This window comes from Pseudoxanthomonas sp. LjRoot206, assembly GCF_056175725.1.
This window is the reverse complement of the sequence record NZ_JBGFFI010000006.1, coordinates 141,598-162,604: the sequence shown is the minus strand read 5'-3', so window position 1 is coordinate 162,604 and position 21,007 is coordinate 141,598. Positions and strand designations below refer to the sequence as shown.

At 62.0% G+C, this 21,007-nt stretch carries 20 protein-coding genes; 12 read left to right on the top strand and 8 right to left on the bottom strand.

Annotation, left to right across the window (positions count from 1 at the left end; genetic code table 11):
• Position 1: 1 nt before the first annotated feature.
• The 4 genes from AC04MD_RS18345 to AC04MD_RS18330 all read left to right on the top strand — a co-directional run bounded on the left by AC04MD_RS18345 (position 2) and on the right by AC04MD_RS18330 (position 3,953).
• On the top strand, positions 2-544 hold the full coding sequence (locus AC04MD_RS18345; RefSeq protein ID WP_080955570.1) for a DUF411 domain-containing protein: 543 nt from the start codon (positions 2-4) through the stop codon (positions 542-544).
• Between the two features lie 40 nt (positions 545-584).
• On the top strand, positions 585-3,011 hold the full coding sequence (locus tag AC04MD_RS18340) for a heavy metal translocating P-type ATPase (protein WP_379605912.1): 2,427 nt from the start codon (positions 585-587) through the stop codon (positions 3,009-3,011).
• A 28-nt stretch (positions 3,012-3,039) separates the two neighbouring features.
• Entirely contained in the window at positions 3,040-3,354 is a 315-nt protein-coding gene (locus AC04MD_RS18335) for a hypothetical protein (protein ID WP_046934794.1), read from the top strand.
• A gap of 74 nt (positions 3,355-3,428) precedes the next feature.
• Positions 3,429-3,953 (top strand): DUF305 domain-containing protein, encoded by a 525-nt coding sequence (locus AC04MD_RS18330; RefSeq protein WP_046934793.1) that lies wholly within the window; start codon positions 3,429-3,431, stop codon positions 3,951-3,953.
• Between the two features lie 19 nt (positions 3,954-3,972).
• Here AC04MD_RS18330 and AC04MD_RS18325 read toward each other — a convergent pair whose 3' ends face one another.
• The 4 genes from AC04MD_RS18325 to AC04MD_RS18310 are packed head-to-tail and all read right to left on the bottom strand — an operon-like array spanning position 3,973 to position 4,909.
• Complete coding sequence (locus AC04MD_RS18325) at positions 3,973-4,077, bottom strand: hypothetical protein (RefSeq protein WP_475498672.1); 105 nt, start codon at positions 4,075-4,077, stop codon at positions 3,973-3,975.
• Complete coding sequence (locus AC04MD_RS18320; RefSeq protein WP_080955569.1) at positions 4,029-4,241, bottom strand: GDCCVxC domain-containing (seleno)protein; 213 nt, start codon at positions 4,239-4,241, stop codon at positions 4,029-4,031. Before AC04MD_RS18320 ends, AC04MD_RS18325 begins: the two co-directional genes overlap by 49 nt.
• 1 nt (position 4,242) lies before the next feature.
• The gene (locus tag AC04MD_RS18315; RefSeq protein WP_046934792.1) at positions 4,243-4,536 is read right to left on the bottom strand and encodes a heavy-metal-associated domain-containing protein; all 294 of its coding nucleotides are present in this window, start codon (positions 4,534-4,536) and stop codon (positions 4,243-4,245) included.
• 10 nt (positions 4,537-4,546) lie between these two features.
• Positions 4,547-4,909, bottom strand: a complete 363-nt coding sequence (locus tag AC04MD_RS18310) for a mercuric transporter MerT family protein (protein WP_046934791.1) — start codon at positions 4,907-4,909, stop codon at positions 4,547-4,549.
• Positions 4,910-4,956: 47 nt separating this feature from the next.
• On the opposite strand from AC04MD_RS18310, the gene AC04MD_RS18305 reads away from it, so the two are divergent.
• On the top strand, positions 4,957-5,355 hold the full coding sequence (locus tag AC04MD_RS18305) for a MerR family transcriptional regulator (RefSeq protein ID WP_080955572.1): 399 nt from the start codon (positions 4,957-4,959) through the stop codon (positions 5,353-5,355).
• Between the two features lie 2 nt (positions 5,356-5,357).
• On the opposite strand, the gene hutG is transcribed toward AC04MD_RS18305, so the two are convergent.
• Genes hutG through hutC form a run of 4 tightly spaced genes read right to left on the bottom strand, consistent with a single transcriptional unit; the run spans position 5,358 to position 10,279 of the window.
• A complete protein-coding gene (gene hutG, locus AC04MD_RS18300; protein WP_046934806.1) occupies positions 5,358-6,323 on the bottom strand; it encodes a formimidoylglutamase in 966 nt (321 codons plus the stop codon).
• The gene (gene hutH / locus AC04MD_RS18295) at positions 6,320-7,858 is read right to left on the bottom strand and encodes a histidine ammonia-lyase (protein WP_202924162.1); all 1,539 of its coding nucleotides are present in this window, start codon (positions 7,856-7,858) and stop codon (positions 6,320-6,322) included. Before hutH ends, hutG begins: the two co-directional genes overlap by 4 nt.
• Entirely contained in the window at positions 7,855-9,546 is a 1,692-nt protein-coding gene (hutU, locus tag AC04MD_RS18290; RefSeq protein WP_046934789.1) for a urocanate hydratase, read from the bottom strand. The genes hutH and hutU overlap by 4 nt, the downstream gene beginning before the upstream one ends.
• Before the next feature lie 7 nt (positions 9,547-9,553).
• Positions 9,554-10,279, bottom strand: coding sequence for a histidine utilization repressor (hutC, locus tag AC04MD_RS18285; protein ID WP_046934788.1), 726 nt, complete (start codon positions 10,277-10,279; stop codon positions 9,554-9,556).
• Here hutC and AC04MD_RS18280 point away from each other — a divergent pair.
• From AC04MD_RS18280 to AC04MD_RS18250, 7 genes are all read left to right on the top strand, one after another.
• Positions 10,278-10,829 carry a CopL family metal-binding regulatory protein gene (locus AC04MD_RS18280; RefSeq protein ID WP_152667173.1) on the top strand — a complete coding sequence of 184 codons (552 nt, stop codon included), beginning with the start codon at positions 10,278-10,280 and terminating at the stop codon, positions 10,827-10,829. The two genes, hutC and AC04MD_RS18280, sit on opposite strands and share 2 nt — an antisense overlap.
• Positions 10,830-10,946: 117 nt before the next feature.
• Entirely contained in the window at positions 10,947-13,667 is a 2,721-nt protein-coding gene (locus tag AC04MD_RS18275; protein WP_475498671.1) for a TonB-dependent receptor, read from the top strand.
• 68 nt (positions 13,668-13,735) lie between these two features.
• Positions 13,736-14,425, top strand: a complete 690-nt coding sequence (locus AC04MD_RS18270; RefSeq protein ID WP_046932627.1) for a PepSY domain-containing protein — start codon at positions 13,736-13,738, stop codon at positions 14,423-14,425.
• On the top strand, positions 14,422-16,248 hold the full coding sequence (locus tag AC04MD_RS18265) for a PepSY domain-containing protein (RefSeq protein ID WP_046937801.1): 1,827 nt from the start codon (positions 14,422-14,424) through the stop codon (positions 16,246-16,248). The genes AC04MD_RS18270 and AC04MD_RS18265 overlap by 4 nt, the downstream gene beginning before the upstream one ends.
• A gap of 119 nt (positions 16,249-16,367) precedes the next feature.
• Positions 16,368-16,931: an RNA polymerase sigma factor gene (locus tag AC04MD_RS18260; protein WP_052756062.1), complete on the top strand. Its 564-nt coding sequence runs from the start codon at positions 16,368-16,370 to the stop codon at positions 16,929-16,931.
• Positions 16,928-17,869 carry a FecR family protein gene (locus tag AC04MD_RS18255; RefSeq protein ID WP_052756063.1) on the top strand — a complete coding sequence of 314 codons (942 nt, stop codon included), beginning with the start codon at positions 16,928-16,930 and terminating at the stop codon, positions 17,867-17,869. Before AC04MD_RS18260 ends, AC04MD_RS18255 begins: the two co-directional genes overlap by 4 nt.
• A gap of 98 nt (positions 17,870-17,967) precedes the next feature.
• Positions 17,968-21,003, top strand: coding sequence for a TonB-dependent receptor (locus AC04MD_RS18250; RefSeq protein ID WP_080952948.1), 3,036 nt, complete (start codon positions 17,968-17,970; stop codon positions 21,001-21,003).
• The last annotated feature ends 4 nt before the right edge of the window (positions 21,004-21,007 follow it).

Genomic DNA, 21,007 nt, shown 5'->3' with positions numbered 1-21,007 from the left:
GATGAACACTTCACGCAGCTGTCTCTTTCTGCTGGCCACGGCCTTGTCGCTGACCGCATGCGCGCGCCCCGAATCGGCTGTCAATTCAGAGGCGGCATCGGACGCCCAATCTCCGACATCGGCGGCTGCGCAGCAGGTCACTCAACCGCAGCGTCCGTTGCCGTTGGTCAAAGTACATAAGAGTGCGACCTGCGGTTGCTGCCAACTGTGGGTGGAGCATCTGGAGAAAGCAGGTTTTACGGTTGAGGTGCACAACAGCGAAGACCTGAACCCGATCAAGGCGCGCTTGGGCGTTCCTTATGGACGCGGCTCGTGCCATACCGCCGAGATCGATGGCTACATCGTCGAAGGTCATGTGCCGGTGCAAGACATCCTGCGCCTGTTGCGTGAGCGCCCGGTAGGCCGTGGATTAGTGCTACCGGGGATGCCTGCCGGTTCTCCTGGCATGGAGATGCCCGACGGACGTGTTCAACCCTATACGGTGGAATTTGTACTGCCCGATGGCACCACGCAGCCTTACGTCCTGCACGGTCAACGCAGCTGACAGTTTGCTCGCGATCCCTTCTTCCAGCCCAGAGTGATCCATGTCCCCTCATTCCCACGATGAAGCCGGCAAGGCGATGCCGCAGGGTGCCAGCGATGGTCCAGACTCGGTGCGTGATCCGGTATGCGGTATGCAGGTCTCCGCGGCTAGAACGCCGTACCACGCTCTGCATGGCGGAACGAAGTATCACTTCTGCTCAGCCAGATGCCGAGAGCGGTTCATCACTAATCCCGACCGTTATACGGACGGTGCTGCCCAGCAAGTTGAAATGACCGCCCCAGCAGCGGTGGCTCCCCCCCGCGATACCCATGCCACGGTCTATACCTGTCCGATGCATCCGCAGATTCGTCAGCCAGGTCCCGGCACCTGTCCGATCTGCGGCATGGCACTGGAGCCGGAGATGCCGTCGCTGGAGGAGGACGACAATCCGGAGTTACGCGATTTCACCCGACGCTTCTGGTGGACGTTGCCTTTGACGTTGATCGTCCTGGTCTTGGCCATGCTGGGACATCGTCTGCCCGGCTTGTCCACGCAGGCGCGCACCTGGATTGAGCTCGTGCTGAGCGCCCCGGTGGTGCTCTGGGCGGGGTGGCCTTTCTTTGTGCGCTGCCTACAGTCCATCGGCAATCGCAGCCCCAACATGTGGACGCTGATCGGCATCGGCGTGGCCGCCGCGTTTGGCTACAGCGTGGTGGCCACCGTGACGCCGGGCCTGTTTCCGGACTCTTTCCGCGAGCATGGACGGGTGGGGGTCTACTTCGAAGCAGCGGCGGTCATCGTCTCGCTCACGCTGCTCGGCCAGCTGCTGGAACTGCGGGCGCGCTCCAAAACCTCGGCAGCCATCAAGTCGCTGCTGGGGTTGGCGCCCAAGACGGCACGCCGCGTCAAGCCCGATGGGGGCGAAGAGGACGTTGCGCTGGATCACGTGCATGTGGGTGATCTGCTTCGCGTACGACCGGGCGAGAAGGTGCCGGTCGATGGGGAAGTCATCGAAGGTCGCACCAGTGTCGATGAGTCGATGCTGACCGGTGAACCCATTCCGGTGGAGAAGACTGTCGGTGACCACGTCATAGGCGCCACGCTCAACGGGACGGGCGCCCTGGTCATCCGGGCGGACAAAGTCGGATCCGGGACGGTACTGTCGCAGATTGTGCAGTTGGTGGCCCAGGCCCAGCGCTCTCGCGCGCCGATGCAGCGTATGGCGGACAAGGTGGCGTACTGGTTCGTTCTGGCCGTGCTGGCCACGGCGGTGCTTACCTTCTTCGGATGGGGCCTGTTTGGACCCGAACCGTCATGGACCTTTGCCGTCCTCAATGCCGTATCGGTTCTGATCATTGCGTGCCCGTGTGCCCTGGGTTTGGCTACCCCCATGTCGATCATGGTCGCCACCGGCCGCGCTGCGCAGGTCGGAGTCCTGTTCCGCGACGCTCAGGCGATCGAACAGCTACGTCTGATCGACACCTTGATCGTGGACAAGACCGGTACGTTGACCGAGGGACGTCCAGCCTTTCGCGACACGCTCTCCTACGCCGGTTTCGACGCCGATCAGATCCTTCGTTTGGCCGGCAGCCTGGAGCAGGGCAGTGAGCACCCCCTGGCCGAGGCCATCGTGGCTGAAGCCCAACGACGTGGCTTGAACCTGGTGGCCGCCCAGGATTTTGATTCGCTCACCGGCCAAGGCGTTCGCGGGCGCGTGGCCGATCAGGATGTCGTGCTCGGCAACCAAAGCCTGATGGCATCGGTTGGCGCCGATGTAGCCCCCTTGCAGAGCAGCGCCGAGCGTCTTCGCAAAGAAGGCGCCAGCGTGATGTTCCTGGCGGTCAATGGGCGGTTGGCCGGCGCCATTGCGGTGGCTGATCCCATCAAAGCCACGACCTTGCCTGCCTTGAACCTGCTACGTGCCGATGGCCTGCACGTGGTGATGGCCTCCGGTGACGCACAGGCCACGGCCGAGGCCGTGGGGCGCACGCTGGGCATCGACGATGTGCGTGGCGGCGTCAAACCTCAGGACAAGGCCGAACTGGTCCAGCAACTCAAAGCCCAAGGGCGTCGTGTGGCCATGGCCGGCGATGGCATCAACGATGCGCCGGCCCTGGCGGCAGCCGATGTGGGCATCGCGATGGGGACGGGCACGGATGTGGCCATGTCCAGCGCCCAGCTCACCCTGGTCAAGGGTGATTTGAGGCGCATCGTGCAAGCCCGTGCCATCTCGTCTTCGACAGTGGCCAACATGAAGCAGAACCTGGGCTTCGCCTTCGTCTACAACGCCATCGGCGTGCCCATCGCCGCCGGCCTGCTGTACCCCAGCTTCGGCCTTTTGCTCAGTCCGATGATGGCGGCCCTGGCCATGAGCCTGAGCTCGGTTTCGGTGGTCACCAATGCCTTGCGTTTGTCCGGCTCCACCGTTGTTGCCACCTCTCACCCTGACCGCGCCGATGAGCCTGCGCGCGGCCATTCCTGTCACTGATGGCTCATATCCCACAAGGAGTACTGCAATGAAGCGTTATGCCTCCCTCTCGATGATGGCCCTGTTCCTGATGGCCGGCGCGGCCTTCGCCGGTGGCCAGACCACCACGCCCACCACCGACCACGGCCAGCACAAGCCGATGGATCATAAGAAGCAGGAGCATGGTCAGCACAAGCCGGCCGCGGCCGATGCCGACTTCACTAAGCTCGATGCCAACAAGGACGGCTCGTTGTCCAAGGAAGAGCTGGCCAAGCACAAGCTGGCACCCCACTTTGGCATGCTCGATAGCAACAAGGACGGCAAGCTGAGCCCGCAGGAATTCGCTGCCGGCAAGGGTATGTAACTGCTATCTCCCCGGGGGCTGGGTCCTTGGCCCCCGGGATTCGGCGATGTTCTGCTATTCCCACGGAGATCGACATGTCTTCTTCGCACGGTAAGCACGAAAGCACGCACACGCAGCATCTAGGGCAACACGCCTCGCAAGGAAGTCCCGGTCAGACGCATCAGGGGCACTACGGTCGCCTGCTGCTGATGATGGCCCTGTCGTTCCTGGCTATGTACGCCCTGATGTATGCCATGGTCGATCAGTGGGCCAACGTCTATCACAACGTCAACCAGCTCTACATGGCAGGGCTAATGGCTGCGCCGATGCTGTTGATCGAGCTTTGGCTCATGTCCAGCATGTACCCCGATCGTCGGCGTAACCTGATCCTGGCCAGCGTGACCGTGGCGTTCATGCTGTTCTGTTGGTGGGGAATCCGTACGCAGGCCGCGGTGACTGATCGGCAGTTCATCCGCTCTATGATTCCCCATCATGCCGGCGCCATCCTGATGTGCGAAGAAAACCGCCTGAAGGATCCCGAGCTGACCAGACTCTGCCTGGACATCATCACCTCGCAGAAGCAAGAGATCGCCCAGATGAAGCAACTTCTCGCCAATTGATCGCGGTGACGTCTGCTGTCTACTTGCGCCGCTCAAAGACTAGGTAAAACGGTGTCCCCGCCCAGGAGGGGTTAGCTAGGCTGCGCCAGAACAGCAGGAGCTGTGCCGTTGAATAGGCGGGCACGGCACCGTGCCGTAAGAACAGAAAACGCAGCAATCGCCTGTTTTGGGCTGAATCAACTTATTGCAGTTCACGCATTCATAGAAGAACTGACATGAGTCTGTGGACATGGTCTCTGTTGCCCGATGACCGCATACAGGGCAAGTCAAGGTGCTGGCCAGTTGCATGTCAGCCACTTTCCGATCCTGTCTTGATGGTCGCTGGAAAACCGGCGTCAGTGATCGCCTTTGCTATTCTCGCTGAATCCACGATTTTCGCATCAAAAATAACGGTCACTGTTCCAGCCCGTGTGTCTACCTGAGTGGACGTTACCCCAGGCACCTTGTCCAAGGCCTTCTCGATGGTAATGCTGCATGCCGGACACGTCATGTTCTCCACATGCAACATGACCCGTTGAGGTGTGATGGCCCAAGCCGCCGACATCCAGATCGTCATGATCAGACCAAGAAGCATTGCGCGCATAAAGTGCTCCTTACAAGAACCAGCTAATGTAATAGGGAAAGAGTAGCAACAGCACGATCCCGCTGGCGGCCATCCAGAGCCAACGACGGCGGCGCCTTAGTGATGGGGTATCCGTGCAGCCACCGTCATTGCTGCACCGCTGCGCGCCTGAGCGATACTGGGTCCAAAACGCCCAAGCCAAGCAAAGTATGGTGAGCGCGCTCAACCAAGGGCGCCAGACGTCAAAGGCCGTGAGGTTAGCGATCCATGCTCCGCTGATTCCCATTAAGACCAGCACCAGCGGCACCACGCAGCATATTGACGCGCCAACAGCGGCAACCGCCGCGCCCCAAAGAGGTGGCAAAAAGGACTTGGGAGGACGATGCTGACTCATGGCAGTATGTTATTCTCCGTACCATGGTACGGAGTCAAGCAGTGATCATGAGTGCCATGACCATCGGTCGGCTGGCAAAGGCCGCGGATGTACATATCGAGACGATTCGCTATTACCAGCGGCGGGGCTTGCTTCCTGAGCCCGAACGTCCACAACGCGGTGTACGGCGCTATGGTGAGGCTGATGTTAGCCGGCTTAGATTTATCCGACGAGCTCAGGCGGCCGGGTTCCGTCTTGATGAGATAGCTAGTTTGTTGCAGATCGAGGGCAGGGGCGCGTGTGAGCAAACCCGATTGCTGACGGAACAGAAGTTGAGCGAAGTCCGCCAGCGCATTGAAGATTTGCGTTTGTTGGAGACCGGGCTGAAACAATTGGTAGACGAATGCCAAGCCTCCGCGGGTGATGCTTGCCCCGCGCTAGATCGGTTGGCAAGGACAAGTCGGTAGCCTCAAGCCATAGAGTTCAGCTGCCCGCTCCTGTTGAGCGCCGGTCGTACCGCGCTACAGGCGCGGTGGATTAGGCGAGCGGCTATGCGCGCAGTAGCTTGATCTAAGTCCAAGGGCGGACACAGCTCAGCCACATCCATCAACCGCACCTTTCCTGAAGCCAGGATCAAGTCCATCAATGCTTCCACGACCTCTAGGCTCACGCCTCTTGGATTAGGCGCGCTCACACCCGGAGCAGTGGCTTGCGGCAATACATCCAGGCACAGGGTCAGGTAGATTACGTCCACCGCATCACACCAGCGATTCACCACTTCCGCTTGTGCGTGCCAATTCCACGCGTTTAGGGCGTCATCGGTGATGTAGTGGGCGCCCTCACGTTCGGCCGTAGCGAACAAGCGCGGTGTATTGCTGGAGCGACTGACGCCAATGCAGTGGTACTGGAGCGGCGTGGCACTCCTGTGGGCGTGCTCCAATGCTTGAAGGAAGGGCGTGCCGGAACTCGCACACCCCTGCTCGCGTAAATCGAAATGAGCATCGAAGTTGAAAATGCCGATTCGCGATGGTGATGGTCCGAGGTGGCCGCACAGGGCCGCATAGCTGGCATAGCCAATTTCGTGACCTCCGCCTAAGCCGACGACCCAATGCCCGCTATCCAAGAGTTGTTGGGCGCGCTGGGAGTAGTGGGCCTGTGCCAGCTCCAGGGCACGATCCTCGCAGACGATATTGCCTGCGTCGTAAAGAGGGCAGGGTTGTAGCACGGGCAGGTTGGCCAACGTCCTGCGAAGTGCATCGGGCCCTTGTGCAGCACCTGGCCGTCCGGCATTGCGACGAATGCCTTCATCGCTGGCAAAGCCCAGCAGGGCAATGCCAGGAGCGCCAAGATCCGGGTCCGACGCCACCACCTGATGCCAGCGCTGGGTATCGGCCGACAACGGCAGATCCACGCGCCCCGCCCATGCAGGATTCACCTGCCCGTCTCCTGCAATGGCCACTCCAGGAACGGTTGCAGCCCCCCTCGTTGGATGAAGGCCTCGATGGCCTGCATCTCGGGGGCCAGATAGCGGTCCTCGTCGTAGCGGGGTACCAGGGCGCGTACCTGCGCGTGCACCGCTTCCAAAGCCTGCGAAGACTGCAGCGGCCGTCGGAACTCGATGCCTTGGCAGGCGGCAAGCATTTCGATGGCCACGATGCGACGCACGTTATCGGCCACCTCGCGAGACTTGCGCGCGGCGAAGGTCGCCATGCTGACATGGTCCTCCTGGTTGGCCGAGGTCGGCAAAGAATCCACGCTGGCGGGATGGGAGAGGGTTTTGTTTTCGCTGGCCAGTGCAGCGGCGGTCACGTGGGCGATCATGAAACCTGAATTGACGCCCGGGTTGGCCACCAGGAATGCGGGCAGACCTGACAAAGTCGAATCGATCAACAAGGCAATCCGGCGCTCGGCTAAGGCACCGATCTCCGACACTGCCATGGTCAGTTGATCCGCAGCAAAGGCCACGGGCTCGGCGTGGAAGTTGCCACCCGAGATCACTTCGCTGGTATCGGTGAAGACCAGTGGGTTATCAGAGACCGCGTTGGCCTCTGTCCACAACACTTGTGCCACATGTTGCATCACGTCGCGTATGGCCCCCATCACCTGAGGCTGGCACCTGAGACTGTAAGGATCCTGCACACGCGTGTCGTTCTGACGATGCGACTCACGGATCGCGCTACCGGCCAGCAGGCGAAGGTAGTGCTTGGCCACGACAATCTGGCCCGGCTGGCCACGCACGGCATGGATGCGCGGATCGAAGGGCGAGTCAGAGCCGCAGGCGGCATCGACGCTCATCGCGCCGCTCAACACGGCAGCTGAGTAGATCTGCTCTGCCGCGAACAGCGCCATCAATGCAATGCCGGTGGATACCTGCGTGCCGTTGAGCAGGGCCAGCCCCTCCTTGGCCGCCAGCCGGATCGGGGTGATGCCCGCGTGTTCCAGCGCCTGGCTGGCGGGCAGCACCTGTCCGTCAACCCGCACGTGGCCTTCGCCCATGGCTGCCAACGTCAGGTGCGCCAACGGTGCCAGATCGCCGGAGGCGCCTACTGAGCCTTGGGCAGGAATGCAGGGCCAGATCTGTGCGTTGTAGATCGCCACTAGCGTAGCCAGCGTCTGCTCGCGTACGCCCGAGTAGCCTCGGGCCAGAGACGCGATCTTGGTGGCGAAGATCAGTCGTACGCAGGCGTCATCGAGCAGCGGGCCCATGCCAACGGCATGGGAGCGCACCAGGTTGGTCTGCAGTTGCTCCAATTGCTCGCGCGCTATGTGGACCTTGGCCAGCTTGCCAAAGCCGGTGTTGATGCCATAGGCAGGCTCACCGGCCACCACGATGGCCTGGACGGCTTGGGAAGAGGCGCGCACCTGATCCCAACAGGCGGGGTCCAGTGCGATGGGGGCGGCACCTTCGGCGATCTGCCGCAGCTGCGCCAAGGTCACTTGGCCAGGCGTCAAGTTCAGCATGATGCTCACTCCAGGATGGCCGGCAAGATCAACTCATGCTCACGCGCGCACGCCAATGCTTGCTCGTAGCCGGCATCAGCATGGCGCATGACCCCGGTGGCCGGATCGTTCCATAGCACGCGCGCTAGCCGCCGGTCGGCTTGTTCAGTGCCATCGCAGACGATGACTACACCCGAATGCTGCGAAAACCCCATGCCCACGCCGCCTCCGTGATGCAGGCTTACCCACGTGGCGCCGCCACTGGTGGCCAGCAGGGCATTGAGCAGCGGCCAATCCGATACCGCATCGGAACCATCACGCATGCCTTCGGTTTCGCGGTTGGGGCTGGCGACCGAGCCACAATCCAGATGATCACGCCCAATCACGATGGGCGCCTTCAATTCGCCGTTACGCACCATTTCATTGAATGCCAAAGCCGCTTTGTGTCGCTCGCCCAGACCCAGCCAGCAAATGCGGGCAGGCAGGCCTTGGAACGCGATGCGCTCCCGCGCCTGATCCAGCCACTGGTGAAGATGCGTGTTATCCGGAAACAGCTCTTTGACCTTGGCATCGGTCTTGTAGATATCTTCCGGGTCGCCGCTGAGGGCCACCCATCGGAAAGGCCCCATGCCCCGGCAGAAGAGCGGACGGATACAGGCGGGCACGAAGCCAGGGAAGGCGAAGGCATTGTCCACGCCTTGATCCAGGGCCACTTGCCGGATGTTGTTGCCGTAGTCGATCGTCGGCACGCCCAGCGCGTGGAAATCAAGCATGGCGCGTACGTGCGTGGCGCACGAGGCGGCCGCGGCCTGCGCCAATTCACGGCGTTGGCCGTCGCTGCCGGCCCGGGCCTGCTCCCACTGCGACACCGTCCATCCCGACGGCAGATACCCGTTGATCAGGTCATGCGCCGAGGTCTGATCGGTCACCGCATGGGGGCGGGCGCCGCCATTGCGTGCAAGAGCGACGAACTGCGGGAGTAATTCGGCCGCATTGCCCAGCAATCCCACCGACACGGGGACTGGACTGCTTTCAATGATCTGCAGGGCCTGCTCGATGGAGGTGGCCTTGTGATCGACATAGCGTGTGCGAATGCGAAAATCGATTCGCGACTCCTGACACTCGATCACGATGCTGCTGGCGCCGGCTAGCGTTGCGGCCAATGCTTGCGCGCCGCCCATACCGCCCAAGCCTGCGGTGAGGATCCACTTGTTCTGCCAGTTGCCACCGTAGTGCTGGCGACCCAGCTCAACGAACGTCTCGTAGGTTCCCTGCACGATGCCCTGGCTACCGATGTAGATCCAGCTGCCGGCGGTCATCTGCCCGTACATCATCAAGCCCTTCTTATCGAGCTCGTTGAAATGCTCCCAAGTCGCCCAGTGGGGCACCAGGTTGGAGTTGGCGATCAGTACGCGCGGTGCATCCTTATGCGTGCGGAACACGCCTACCGGTTTTCCCGATTGCACCAACAAGGATTCATCATCCTCAAGCGATCGCAACGTTTCCAAGATACGGTCAAAGCTTCTCCAGTCGCGCGCAGCACGACCGATGCCGCCGTAGACCACCAGGTCTTCCGGGCGCTCGGCAACATCGGGGTCCAGATTGTTCTGGATCATGCGGTAGGCCGCTTCAGTCAGCCAGCTCTTGCAGTGCAGCTGGGTGCCGATCGGAGCGCGAACGGTGCGCGCAGGGGAAGCGGAGCGTTCCAAGGTATCCATCAAATCCTCAAGGGGTCAGGGGGGCGCCAACCTGGAAGGTGCCCACAAAGCGGTAACGAGATGCCGGGTGAATCAACCGCACAAAGCTGGCCACCTGTCCGCGCGACCACGTACGTCGGGTCAGCACCAGCAACGGATCGCCTTCGTTGATCTTCAGTTGCGCAGCCAGACGCTTGCTGGCCGTCTCGGCTTCAATCACATGTTCGGCGCGCTCCAGCGGCGCAACGCGCATCAAGTACTGATGCGGAATCTCGGTGTGGAAATCGATGTCCAGGTAATCCGGCGCCACGCTGGGTTGCACAAAGCGATCCTCCAACTGCACCGGCTTGTCATCGCTGTGGTGGAGCAGGCGACTGTGGAACAGCTCCGTGCCCGGCGTCAGGCCGAAGTTGGTCGTCACACTGGAGCGCGCCTCGACCGTCTCGCAGATCAGCACTTGGACCGAGTGTGTCTGGCCGCGTGACTGAATCTCGTCGCGAATATTGCGCACCTCGAACATCGCCGATTCGGCCTTGGGGCCGGCGACGAACGTGCCGACACCTTGCACCCGGGTTAGTACGCCGGCATCGGTCAACTCGCGCAGCGCTCGATTCACTGTCATGCGAGACAAGCCGAACTTGGCCGTCAGTTCGTTCTCGCTGGGGACGCGACTGCGCGCGGGCCAGTCGCCGTTGGTGATGTGACGCAGGATGAAGTGCTTGAGCTTCTGGTAGTGCGGCTTGGGTTCGTCCATGGCCCAAGCATTACATGTCTATACAACCAGTCCAACCACTTTCGATGCTGTACTGCACAAGCAGTTGACACTAAGAATTTCCTCGTGCTATTGCTGTGGTATAGACAACCTGCGGGTTCGCCACACGCTCATGCCTTCGCTTCGCGTGCTACTGCGTATGTTCCTGATCCTCGTGCTCTGCGCGGATGGGATCCTGAGCGCGCAGGCCACCACGCGGATGGCCGTGCGGCATATTCCTCCCCCAGGTGCGGTGAATGGCACCCACTCGGTGCATGGCGGCGCGCGTGTCAATGAACGCGCCAAGATTAGTAACGATTGCAACAAAATTCTTCCCGGTGGCAAGCGAGCCGGGCAGGGTGATCAGAACGATCATCAGTGCGACTGCAGCACCACCTCCTGCGACTGCAGCTGTGTGCTCACCTTCTTCGCCGGGCGTGTGCCGGTCATCTTTGCCGCCCAGCACGCCCTGACGAGCACCTACCTACCTACGCCTGAGTTGCCGCCGCTGCGACGACAGGTATCCCGGCTGTTCCGACCTCCCATCGGCTAATGCTGCTTGGTCGCCATTGATTGGCGACGTCTACGCACGCCCTGATGTCGCATAGGCCCCCACGTCTGGGGCACCAGGGTCATACGCATGCATTGCCCTTCGGGGGAGAGAGAACCCATGTACTTCAAGCGCAATCCTTTGGCGGTATCCGTCGGTGCCCTTCTGTGCGCCGGTTTTTCCACGGTGGCTCTGGCTCAGCAGGCTGAACAGGGCGCCACGAGCGAGTCGGCCAAGACGCTGGACACCGTCCAGGTCACCGGCAGTCACATCAAGCGGCTCCAGATTTCCGGCGTCGGCCCGGTCAGCGTCGTGGATGCCGAAGCCATCGAGCGCTCCGGCGCCACTTCAGTGGAGACGCTGCTGCAGCGCCTGCCGGCCTCGGCCGGTTTTGCCGGCAGCCAGTCCAATGCCTACTGGGCCGAGAACGGCTACGGCACTACCCAGGTCAATCTGCGCGGCTTGGGCATTAACCGCACGCTGGTTCTGCTCAATGGTCGTCGTGTGGTCAATGGCGGCACCGGTGCCAACAGCTCGGTGGACCTGAACATCATCCCCGTAGCGCTGATCGAGCGGATCGAGGTCCTCAAGGACGGTGCCTCAGCCATCTACGGTGCCGATGCCGTGGCGGGTGTGGTGAACATCATCACCAAGAAGAACTACGACGGTGCCGAGGCGGCGGTGCGGTACGGACAGACCTTCGAAAGTGATGGCGAAGAAAAGTCGTTCGATTTCGCCTGGGGTATTTCGTCAGACCGCGGTTCGTTGATGGCCGGCATCAACTACTCGGAGACCGGCGCGGTCAACATGGCCTCACGCGCACCGTGCGGCTTGGGTGAGGTCGACGGGCAACTCGAATGTGTGGGCAGCTCGGCCACCATCGGTGGGCGCGCATTGCTAGCCGACGGCTCGCGCGTGAACTTCAACCAGGATCCCAATGGTGACGGGGACTTCTATGAACCGTATTCGGCGGCCAAGCATAACTACAACGGCAATCCCTATCTCAATGCCGTCAATCCGATCAAGCGTTTGAGCTTCAGCCTGTTCGGCGACAGCACTGTGAATGAAACCACGCGCGTGTTCACCGAGTTGATGTTCACCAACCGCCAGTCCGACCAGTTGGCCACGCCCGGCAGCCTGGGTGTCTATCGACCGATCAATATTGCGGCCGGCCACCCGACCAACCCGACCGGCCAAGACCTGCTGCTGCAGCGCCGCCGTCTGGAAGAGGCCGGCCCACGCGAGTTCTTCCAGGAAACCAATACCTTCCGCGTGGTCGCGGGCATTGAAGGCCAGTTGGGCATGAACTGGGACTGGTCGGCCGCGCTGAATTGGGGCCGCAACACTGGTGTGGATGGCTCGACCAATGTGGCGAACCTGGACCGGGTGGATGACACGCTCAACACCGCGCTGTGCAGCAACACGCCCGGCGCGGCGATCCCCTGCGGTGACTATCTCGGCTACGGCGACCTGACCCCCGAGGTGCTCAACTACATCCTGTTCAGGACGCGCGACAACGGCGGCAACGACCAGAAGAGCTTCACCGCCAACATCAGCGGCCAGCTATTCGAGATGCCGGCCGGTTGGGTGGGCTTTGCCTCTGGCATCGAGGTTCGCAAGGAGCGTGGTTGGCGCGATCCCGATCCGCTGACGGTACTGGGCATTGCCAACACGAACCAACAGGATCCGATCGCCGGTGAGTACACGGCCAAGGAAGCCTTCGCCGAGTTTGCCGTGCCGCTGCTTCAGGACAGCGTGATCGCCGAGAGCCTGACGCTCAATGCCGCCGTGCGCTATTCCGACTATGACCTGTTCGGCGAAGACGTGAATTACAAGGTGGGCCTGGATTGGCAGATCGTGCCGTCCTTGAAGGTGCGCGCCAACTACGCCACGGCTTTCCGTATCCCCAACATCCCCGAATTGTTTGGTGGCGTAGCCGAGGGCAACCTGACCACGACCGATCCCTGTAGCGGCTGGAGCAGCTTGCCGGCTGATTCGGTAGTGCGTCAGAACTGTCAGGCGTACGGCGTGCCGGCAGGTTACGTACAGCCGGGCAACACGATCCTGACCACCTCCGGCGGCAATCCTGACCTGGAGCCGGAAGATGCCAAGTCCCTGACCGTGGGTGCGGTCTGGACGCCGAGCTTCTTGCCGGGACTGACGCTGACGGTGGACTACTTCAACATCAAGATCGACAACGCGATCCAGCGTATCGATGGCTCAACCAAGCTGTCGATCTGCTACAACACCCCGGGCTTGGCGCATCCGTTCTGCGGCAATGACAACTTCACCCGCAATCCGATCACCGGTGAAGTGGACTTCCTGTCGTCCCAGCCGGTCAATGCGGCCAACGAACGGGTACGGGGCATCGACCTGGGTGGTCTGTACGAGTTCGCGGTTGCTGGGTTCGATTCGACCTTGAGCGTGGATGTGTCCTATCTGGACCAGTACGACGTGCGGCCGTTCCCGGGCGCGGATGTGATCGAGTACGCCGGCAAGATCACCGGTGGCCGTGGCAGCTTTACTCACTGGCGCGCCTTGACCTCGCTGACGATGGAACGCGAAGCCTGGTCCGGTTCTTACAGCTTGCAGTACATCGGCAAGGCCGATGACATCAATGCCAGCCCCGGCGACATTGGTGATCACGCACCCAGCGTGACCTACCACAATGTCCAGCTCAAGTACGCACCGAACAAGACCTTCGATGTGTCCTTCGGCATCGACAACCTGTACGACAAGAAAGCCCCGTTTATCCAGAGCTACACCGACGCCAATACCGACACGATGACGTATGACCTGCTGGGTCGTCGTTGGTATGCCCGCGTGGGATACCACTGGTAAGACCTGCTTGGCCTGCTCCCGTCCTGGTGACGGGAGCAGGCGTTGTCCTCTTGTCGAACGAGATCACTATGAAATCGGCTTTCTGGGCACGCAAGGCCCACAAATGGATTGGCCTGATCATTGGCGTGCAAGCGCTGCTGTGGATGATCAGTGGCGTGTACATGACGGTCATCTCCCTGGACATCATCCATGGCGATCACTTGGCCCATGCCCATCAGCAGCCGCTGGTGGCACCCACTCACTTGTCCGGTGAGGAACTGCAGCGGCGCTATCCGGGCATGACGCAGGTCAAGCTCAAGCGACTGCTTGAGCGGGATGTCTACGAGATTCACGCCCGCGATCTGGTGTACCTGCTGGACGCTACGACGGGGGAGGTGCTCTCCCCAGGTGATCAGCAGATGGCGATCGCCTTGGCAAAAGACGTCTATCAGGGCCAGGCACCCGTAGCTCGGGTCGAGTGGGTTACCCAGGCGCCGCAAGAAGTGGCCACCCGCCCGGTTCCCATGTGGGCGGTGCACTACGCCGATGCCGGTGAAACTACCCTGTATTTCTCGCCCTACAGCGGCGAGTTACTGGCGCGGCGGCACAGCCTGTGGCGCTGGTTTGATTTCCTGTGGATGTTCCACATCATGGACTACGAGGCCCGTTCGGACGTCAACAACACCTTGTTGCGCGTGGCCTCGGCGGTTGGCTTGGTGTTCGTGCTCAGCGGTGCCTGGTTGCTGTTCTACAGCTTTCGCAGGAGGGCCGCAGCATGACGCCCTGGATGAGAACGCTGCACAAATGGGTCGGCTTGATCATCGGCCTGCAGTTGCTGCTTTGGATGGCCAGTGGCGTGATGATGAGCTGGCTGGACCATGACCAGGTGCAGGGCCATGAGTTCCAGGCTCACGAGCATGCGGCCCATGAGTGGCCTGCCAATGCCCGCTCGCCGGCCAGTTTCCTGGGTGGAAACAAGAAGATCAGTCGCGTCAGTTCGGGCTGGTTGCTGGATACCCCGGTCTATCAGTTGGCCGATGCCCAGGGCATTACCTTGGCCAACGCCGTGTCCGGCCAACCCATTGCCTTGGACGCGGCCTGGGCCACACGCCTGGCGCAAGCCTCCTATACCGGCCCTGGCACGTTGAAAGCACCGCGCCTGTTGGAGTGGAGTGGTGAGGTACGCGATCACGAAGGCCGACTGTGGCGCGTGGATACCGACGATGGCCAGGACACCACGGTGTACCTGTCTGCCCAGACGGGCGAGGTGCTTTACCACCGCAACAAGACCTGGCGCCTGTTCGATGTGTTCTGGATGTTGCACATCATGGACTACACCGGGCGCAAGAACTTCAACAACCCGTTGGTGGTCACCGCCGCGATCGGCGGTCTGTGGTTGGCCCTGACCGGTATCTGGCTGCTGTTTGCCAGCTTCCATTGGAGCGAGTTCGTGCCGCGCCGCTGGCGTCCGGCCCGCGAGTTGTCGGTATTCGGTCCGGATGGGACACGGCTGCGTACCGTCCGGGCGTCGGCAGGCGACAACGTCTACGTCTCGCTGGCGCGCGAAGGCGTGCAACTGCCGTCCAACTGCGGAGGAGGGCAGAGCTGTGGCCTGTGCGAGGTGCGCTTCCGCGGCGCGGCACCCAAAGCCACCGCGGCCGATCGCGCCCACCTGGGCGCCAGCAAGGTCAAGATGGGCTATCGCCTGGCCTGCAATCTGGCCGTGACGGAAGACACCGATGTCGAGGTGGCTGGCGGGGCCAGCCTGTGGACCGAGTATGGCGCCACCGTGGAGCAGGTCACGGCAGTGACGCCGTTCCTGCGCGAGATCGTGCTCAAGCCCGACGAGGCCCCCGGTCCGGAATATCAACCTGGCGCTTACTTGCAGGTGCATGTGCCCAACTACGAGGTACCGGTGAACAAGCTCGTGCGGCCCGAGCACCACCATCAGGAGTGGGCGGGCGTGGACCTGCCCGAGAAGTTGGTCAACCGCGAACCGGTCCGTCGGGCGTATTCGCTCGCCTTGCCTGTCGATCAGGCACAGGGGCGACTGACCTTGCTGGCCCGCTTCAGTCCTGGACGATCGGACAAGAAACGCCATCCTCCTGGCAGGGGCTCAACCTACCTGTACACGCTCTCGCCCGGGGATCGGGTCTGCTTCAGCGGCCCCTTCGGCGACTTTGCGCTCAAGCCTCACGGACGGGAGAAAGTGTTCATCGGCGGCGGCGCTGGCATGGCCCCGCTGCGCGCGATGATTCGGACGCTGTTGGCGGGGCAGGGCGGTGAGCGGATCCACTTCTGGTATGGCGCGCGCAGTCTCAAGGAAGCGCCCTACATCGAGGAGATGGAGCGCCTGGCCCAGCAGCACGAGAACTTCAGCTGGCACTTGGTGCTGTCGGATGAAGCGCAGAACGACGACGCGCTATTGCGGGGCCTGGTGCATGAGGTAGCGCATGACCGCCTGCTCAAGGCCCACCAGGCCTTGGCCGATTGCGAGTTCTACCTGTGCGGACCGCCGGCCATGCTTAAGGCCACACGCGAGCTGCTGACCCGGCTGGGTGTACCCGACAGCCAGGTGGCGTACGACGATTTCAAGATCTGATCCCAACGCCCGCCGGCCGAGCAGGCCGGCGGGTCTTGCGGCGTACCGGATTTCCTGACCGCGCTCGTCCCAGTGAATGGACGTGCTTGAGCCTGCCTGATGAATCAGCGAGTACCCCGGTGACCACGGCGCTGGATGAGTGGTTCATATCCCATGTCCTGCCCCTGGAAGGCTTGATACATGCCTTCCTGCGCCGGCATGGACATGAGGACAGCGAGATTCCTGATCTTCGGCAGGAGGCTTACGCACGCATCTACGAAGCCGCGCGACGGGGCTTGCCCGCGCAGACCAAGCCCTTTGTCATGACCACCGTACGCAACTTGCTCATCGATCGCATTCGCCGCTCTCGTATTGTCTCCATCGAAGCGATGGCCGATGTGGAGCAGGCGGTCATGCAAAGCGATGAGGTCACGCCGGAGCGACACTTAGGCGCCCGTGATGAACTGCGCCGCTTGCAGCAAGGCTTGCAGAAACTGCCCCACAAATGTCGACAGATCGTGGAGCTTCGCAAGATCTACGGTCTATCCCAGCGCGAAGTGGCTGGACGATTGGGGATCGCCGAAGATACGGTGGAGCGTCAGACCCTGTTGGGTATGCGGGCCTTGGCCGACTTCATGCTCGGCGGTACCGGCAAGATCCAGCGTCCGTCACGGCGCTTCAACAAGGAACGTTCGCAGCCATGAGCCCACACAAGGACATCGAACAGGTCGCGGCGCAATGGATCAACCGTGCCGAGTCCCCACAATGGACTGCACAGGACCAGATCCAGCTGCAAGCCTGGCTGGAACAGGACACCGCCCATCGTGTGGCCTGGCTTCGTTTGAAGTCGGTGTGGACGCGCGCAGACCGGTTGGCGGCGGTACGCGCCGTGCAGCCGCCACGCATACACCGTTGGCGAGCGCCGATGCGCTGGGCCATTGCCGCGAGCGTTGCCATGCTGGCGGTGCTGTTCACCCTCACGGGGTGGGGCCCTGGCACGCGCTACAGCACCGAGGTTGGCGGCCGGGAGGTGATCGCCCTGTCGGACGGTTCCCGCCTGGAGCTCAACACGCACACGCAGCTGCGGGCGCAGGTGGACCCCTCGCTGCGCCACGTGTGGCTGGACAAGGGCGAGGCATTTTTTGATGTGAAGCCCGATCCGGCGCACCCGTTCGTCATCCACGCCGGCGAGCATCGTGTCGTGGTACTGGGAACAAAGTTCTCGGTCAGGCAGGAACGCGAACGCCTGGAAGTGGCCGTGCTGGAAGGCAAGGTGCGCGTTGAGCCGCTGGTGGCCAAACCGGGACGGCCGCCGGTGATCGTGCAGGGCGGGGGGCTGCTGTATAGCAAGCCGGCGGGCACGCTGGTGGCAGTCAACGCTCAGGACAAGGTGCGCCGGTCCTTGAGCTGGCGCCATGGCACCCTGGAGTTCGATCAAACCACGTTGGCGGATGTGGCGGCCCAGTTCAATCGCTACAACGATAAGCAGTTGGTACTGATGGATCCGGAAACGGCCCACATGCGTGTGGGCGGCAGTTTCGATGCCACAGGTGTGGATGCCTTCGCACGTCTGTTGGCCACCGGCTTCAACCTGCGCGTGGAGACGCAGGGTGATCAGATTCGCGTGTCCCAACCGCACTGAGACGCCAGCAGACATCAATCTGAAATATTTCATACCGGAAGCGTGCCGTCCTCTCGTCACAGATATCAGGCCGATTCGCGCCGACCTGGGGAAAATGCATGGCACGTACGAAAGTGGCGAGGACAGCGTTGGCTGTCATGTGTGGTCTGGTCATCGCGGCCTCCGCCGCTGCACAAACGAGCAGTTTTGATATTCCCGAAGGGGATCTGAAAGTCGCGCTGGAAGCCTATGCCCGGCAATCGGGCGTTCGCCTGGTCTACTTGAGCGAAGACGTTCGTGATCGACGCACCGCAGGCGCGCGTGGGGACATGTCCCAAGATGCAGCGCTGAACCGCCTGCTCGCCGGAACCGGACTGACGGTCAAGCGCGATCAAAGCGGCGCGCTGGCGATCGTGCGAGAAGGTGCCAACACGCCGACGCCTACGCGCAACGCACCGACCTCCGGTGTAGGGCAAGCCGGTCCCGATGCCTACAGCGCCTCCCTCTCCGGCGGCGCCGACGCCTCAACGCCGTCGGCCGCTTCACCCACCACCTTTGATGCGGTCCAGGTGACCGGCAGTCACATCAAACGCGCCCAGATGTCCGGTGTGGGCCCCACCACGGTCATTGATGCCGAGACCATCCAAAGCTCCGGTGCCGTCTCGGTCGAGACGCTGCTGCAGCGCTTGCCTGCATCGGCCGGTGCAGCCGGCTCGCAATCCAACAACTTCTGGACGGGTAACGGTAACGGCACCACCCAGATCAACCTGCGTGGCTTGGGCGTCAACCGCACCTTGGTACTGCTCAACGGCCGACGCGTGGTCAACGGTGGTACCGGCGCCAACAATTCGGTGGATCTGAACGTGGTGCCCTTGGCCCTGGTTGATCGCATCGAGATCCTGAAGGACGGCGCATCGGCGATCTACGGCGCCGATGCCGTGGCCGGCGTGGTGAACATCATCACGCGCAAGGAAATGGATGGCGTGGAGCTATCCACCCGCTATGGTCAGACTTTCCAGGGCGATGGCGAGATCGGCTCCTTCAACCTGGCCTTCGGTACCACCGGCGAGCGCAGCTCAATGTCTGGCGCCCTGACCTATGCCGAAAGCGGCACGATCACCATGGCGTCGCGGGCACCGTGTCCGTTGGGTGTGGTGGCCGGCACCCTGCAGTGCGTGGGCAACTCGTCCACCATCGGTGGGCGAGCCCGACTGGCCGATGGTCGCGTGGTCAACTTCAACCAGGACCCCAACGGGGATCCACGCTCCTACGAGCTCTATGATCCGGCCAAGCACAATTACAACTACAACTTGTTGCTCAATGCGGTCAGCCCGATCAAGCGAGTGGGCTTGAGTGGCTTTGGTCAGTTCGACCTGACCGAGAACACCCGTCTGTTCACGGAACTGATGGCGACCAATCGCCAGTCCAATCAGCGTGCCTCACCCAATACCCTGGGGGTGTATCGCACCATCCGGATCGCCGCCACTAATCCCACCAATCCCACCGGCCAGAACCTGACCCTGGAACGTCGGCGTCTGGAAGAAGCCGGGGCGCGCATCACCGAGCAGGAGGTCGATACGTTTCGCACCGTGCTTGGTTTGGAGGGGCAGTGGGGCGATAACTGGGCGTGGAATGTCGCGATGAACTGGGGCCGCAACTCTGCTACGGACAGCTCGACCAATATCGCCAACCTGGATCGGGTAGAGAACACTCTCAACACCAGCCTGTGCAGCAACACACCAGGGGCGGCTATTCCGTGCGGCAACTACTTGGGCTACGGCAACCTGACGCCCGAAGTGCTGGATTACATCCTGTTTACCCAGCGCGGCTCCGGTGGCAACAGCCAGCAGGGCTTTAGCGGCACCATTTCCGGCGCCCTGTTCGATTTGCCCGCCGGTAGCGTCGCCTTCGCTTCGGGCGTTGAGTTTCGCAAGGAACGGGGATGGCTGTACCCAGATCCGCTGGTAGTCAACGGCAGCGCCAACATCGTGCGTCAGGATCCGATCGAAGGTGAGTACTCGGCCAAGGAAGCCTTTGTCGAGTTTGCCGTCCCGCTGCTGCAGGACGTCCCGTTGGTGGACTACGCGACCCTGAACCTGGCCGGCCGCTATTCCGACTACGACCTGTTCGGCAGCGACACCAACTACAAGGTGGGGCTGGATTGGCAGGTGGCCGAACCGCTGAAGATTCGTCTCAACTACGCGACGGCTTTTCGTATCCCCAGCATCCCGGAGTTGTTTGGCGGCATCGGCCAAGGCAGCCTGACCACCCTGGATCCGTGCAGCAACTGGAGCACCTTGCCCGCGGACTCGGTGATTCGGGCCAACTGCCAGGCCGCCGGGGTGCCCACCAACTTTCGTCAGTTGGGCAACACCATCCTCACCACGACCGGCGGCAATCCCGACCTCAAGCCTGAAGATGCGCGGACCTTCACGGCAGGCTTTGTGTGGACCCCAGGCTTTGCGCCGGGGCTGACGCTCACGGCCGATTACTACCGTATCCGCATCGAGAATGCGATCCGTAGCATTGAAGGCTCGGTCAAGCTGCGTGCGTGCTACACCACGCCGAACTTGGCCCATCCGTTCTGCTCACCGGCCAACTTCACTCGTGATCCGGTCACCGGTGAGGTCAACTACCTCTCGTCCCAGCAGGTCAATGCGGCCAGCGAGGAATCCGAAGGCGTGGATATCGGTGTGCTGTATCAATTCGATGTGGCCGGCTGGCAGGCAAGCGCGAGTCTGGATGCCTCGTATCTTGAGCGCTACGACGTCACTCCCTTCGCCGGTGCCACCACCATTGAGTACGCCGGCAAGATCACCAGCGGCTTGGGTAGCTACACCCAGTGGCGTGGCTTGGGCTCACTGCGCATGGGCAAGAACCGTTGGACTGGCGTCTATTCGGCGCAGTACATCGGCAGTGCGGACGACATCATCGCCGTGCCCGGCACGATCGGCTCGCATGTGTCCAGCGTGGTGTACCACAACCTGCAACTGAGCTACGGCATCAAGAAGAAATGGGACATCTCGGCCGGCGTTGAGAACGTGTTCGATAAAAAGGCGCCGTTCGTGCAGAACAACCCCAACGCCAACACCGACACCATGACGTACGACTTGCTGGGTCGTCGCTGGAATGTCCGCTTTGGTTACCACTGGTAAGTCA

Bases quoted from the DNA above. Each gene is read 5' to 3' on its own strand.
- AC04MD_RS18250 (WP_080952948.1), top strand. From the start codon at position 17,968: ATGGCACGTACGAAAGTGGCGAGGACAGCGTTGGCTGTCATGTGTGGT.
- AC04MD_RS18345 (WP_080955570.1), top strand. From the start codon at position 2: ATGAACACTTCACGCAGCTGTCTCTTTCTGCTGGCCACGGCCTTGTCG.
- hutU (WP_046934789.1), bottom strand. From the start codon at position 9,546: ATGGATACCTTGGAACGCTCCGCTTCCCCTGCGCGCACCGTTCGCGCT.
- AC04MD_RS18310 (WP_046934791.1), bottom strand. From the start codon at position 4,909: ATGAGTCAGCATCGTCCTCCCAAGTCCTTTTTGCCACCTCTTTGGGGC.
- hutC (WP_046934788.1), bottom strand. From the start codon at position 10,279: ATGGACGAACCCAAGCCGCACTACCAGAAGCTCAAGCACTTCATCCTG.
- AC04MD_RS18335 (WP_046934794.1), top strand. From the start codon at position 3,040: ATGAAGCGTTATGCCTCCCTCTCGATGATGGCCCTGTTCCTGATGGCC.
- AC04MD_RS18320 (WP_080955569.1), bottom strand. From the start codon at position 4,241: ATGCAACTGGCCAGCACCTTGACTTGCCCTGTATGCGGTCATCGGGCA.
- AC04MD_RS18270 (WP_046932627.1), top strand. From the start codon at position 13,736: ATGAAATCGGCTTTCTGGGCACGCAAGGCCCACAAATGGATTGGCCTG.
- AC04MD_RS18315 (WP_046934792.1), bottom strand. From the start codon at position 4,536: ATGCGCGCAATGCTTCTTGGTCTGATCATGACGATCTGGATGTCGGCG.
- AC04MD_RS18255 (WP_052756063.1), top strand. From the start codon at position 16,928: ATGAGCCCACACAAGGACATCGAACAGGTCGCGGCGCAATGGATCAAC.
- AC04MD_RS18265 (WP_046937801.1), top strand. From the start codon at position 14,422: ATGACGCCCTGGATGAGAACGCTGCACAAATGGGTCGGCTTGATCATC.
- AC04MD_RS18340 (WP_379605912.1), top strand. From the start codon at position 585: ATGTCCCCTCATTCCCACGATGAAGCCGGCAAGGCGATGCCGCAGGGT.
- AC04MD_RS18275 (WP_475498671.1), top strand. From the start codon at position 10,947: ATGTACTTCAAGCGCAATCCTTTGGCGGTATCCGTCGGTGCCCTTCTG.
- AC04MD_RS18280 (WP_152667173.1), top strand. From the start codon at position 10,278: ATGGCCCAAGCATTACATGTCTATACAACCAGTCCAACCACTTTCGAT.
- AC04MD_RS18330 (WP_046934793.1), top strand. From the start codon at position 3,429: ATGTCTTCTTCGCACGGTAAGCACGAAAGCACGCACACGCAGCATCTA.
- AC04MD_RS18305 (WP_080955572.1), top strand. From the start codon at position 4,957: ATGAGTGCCATGACCATCGGTCGGCTGGCAAAGGCCGCGGATGTACAT.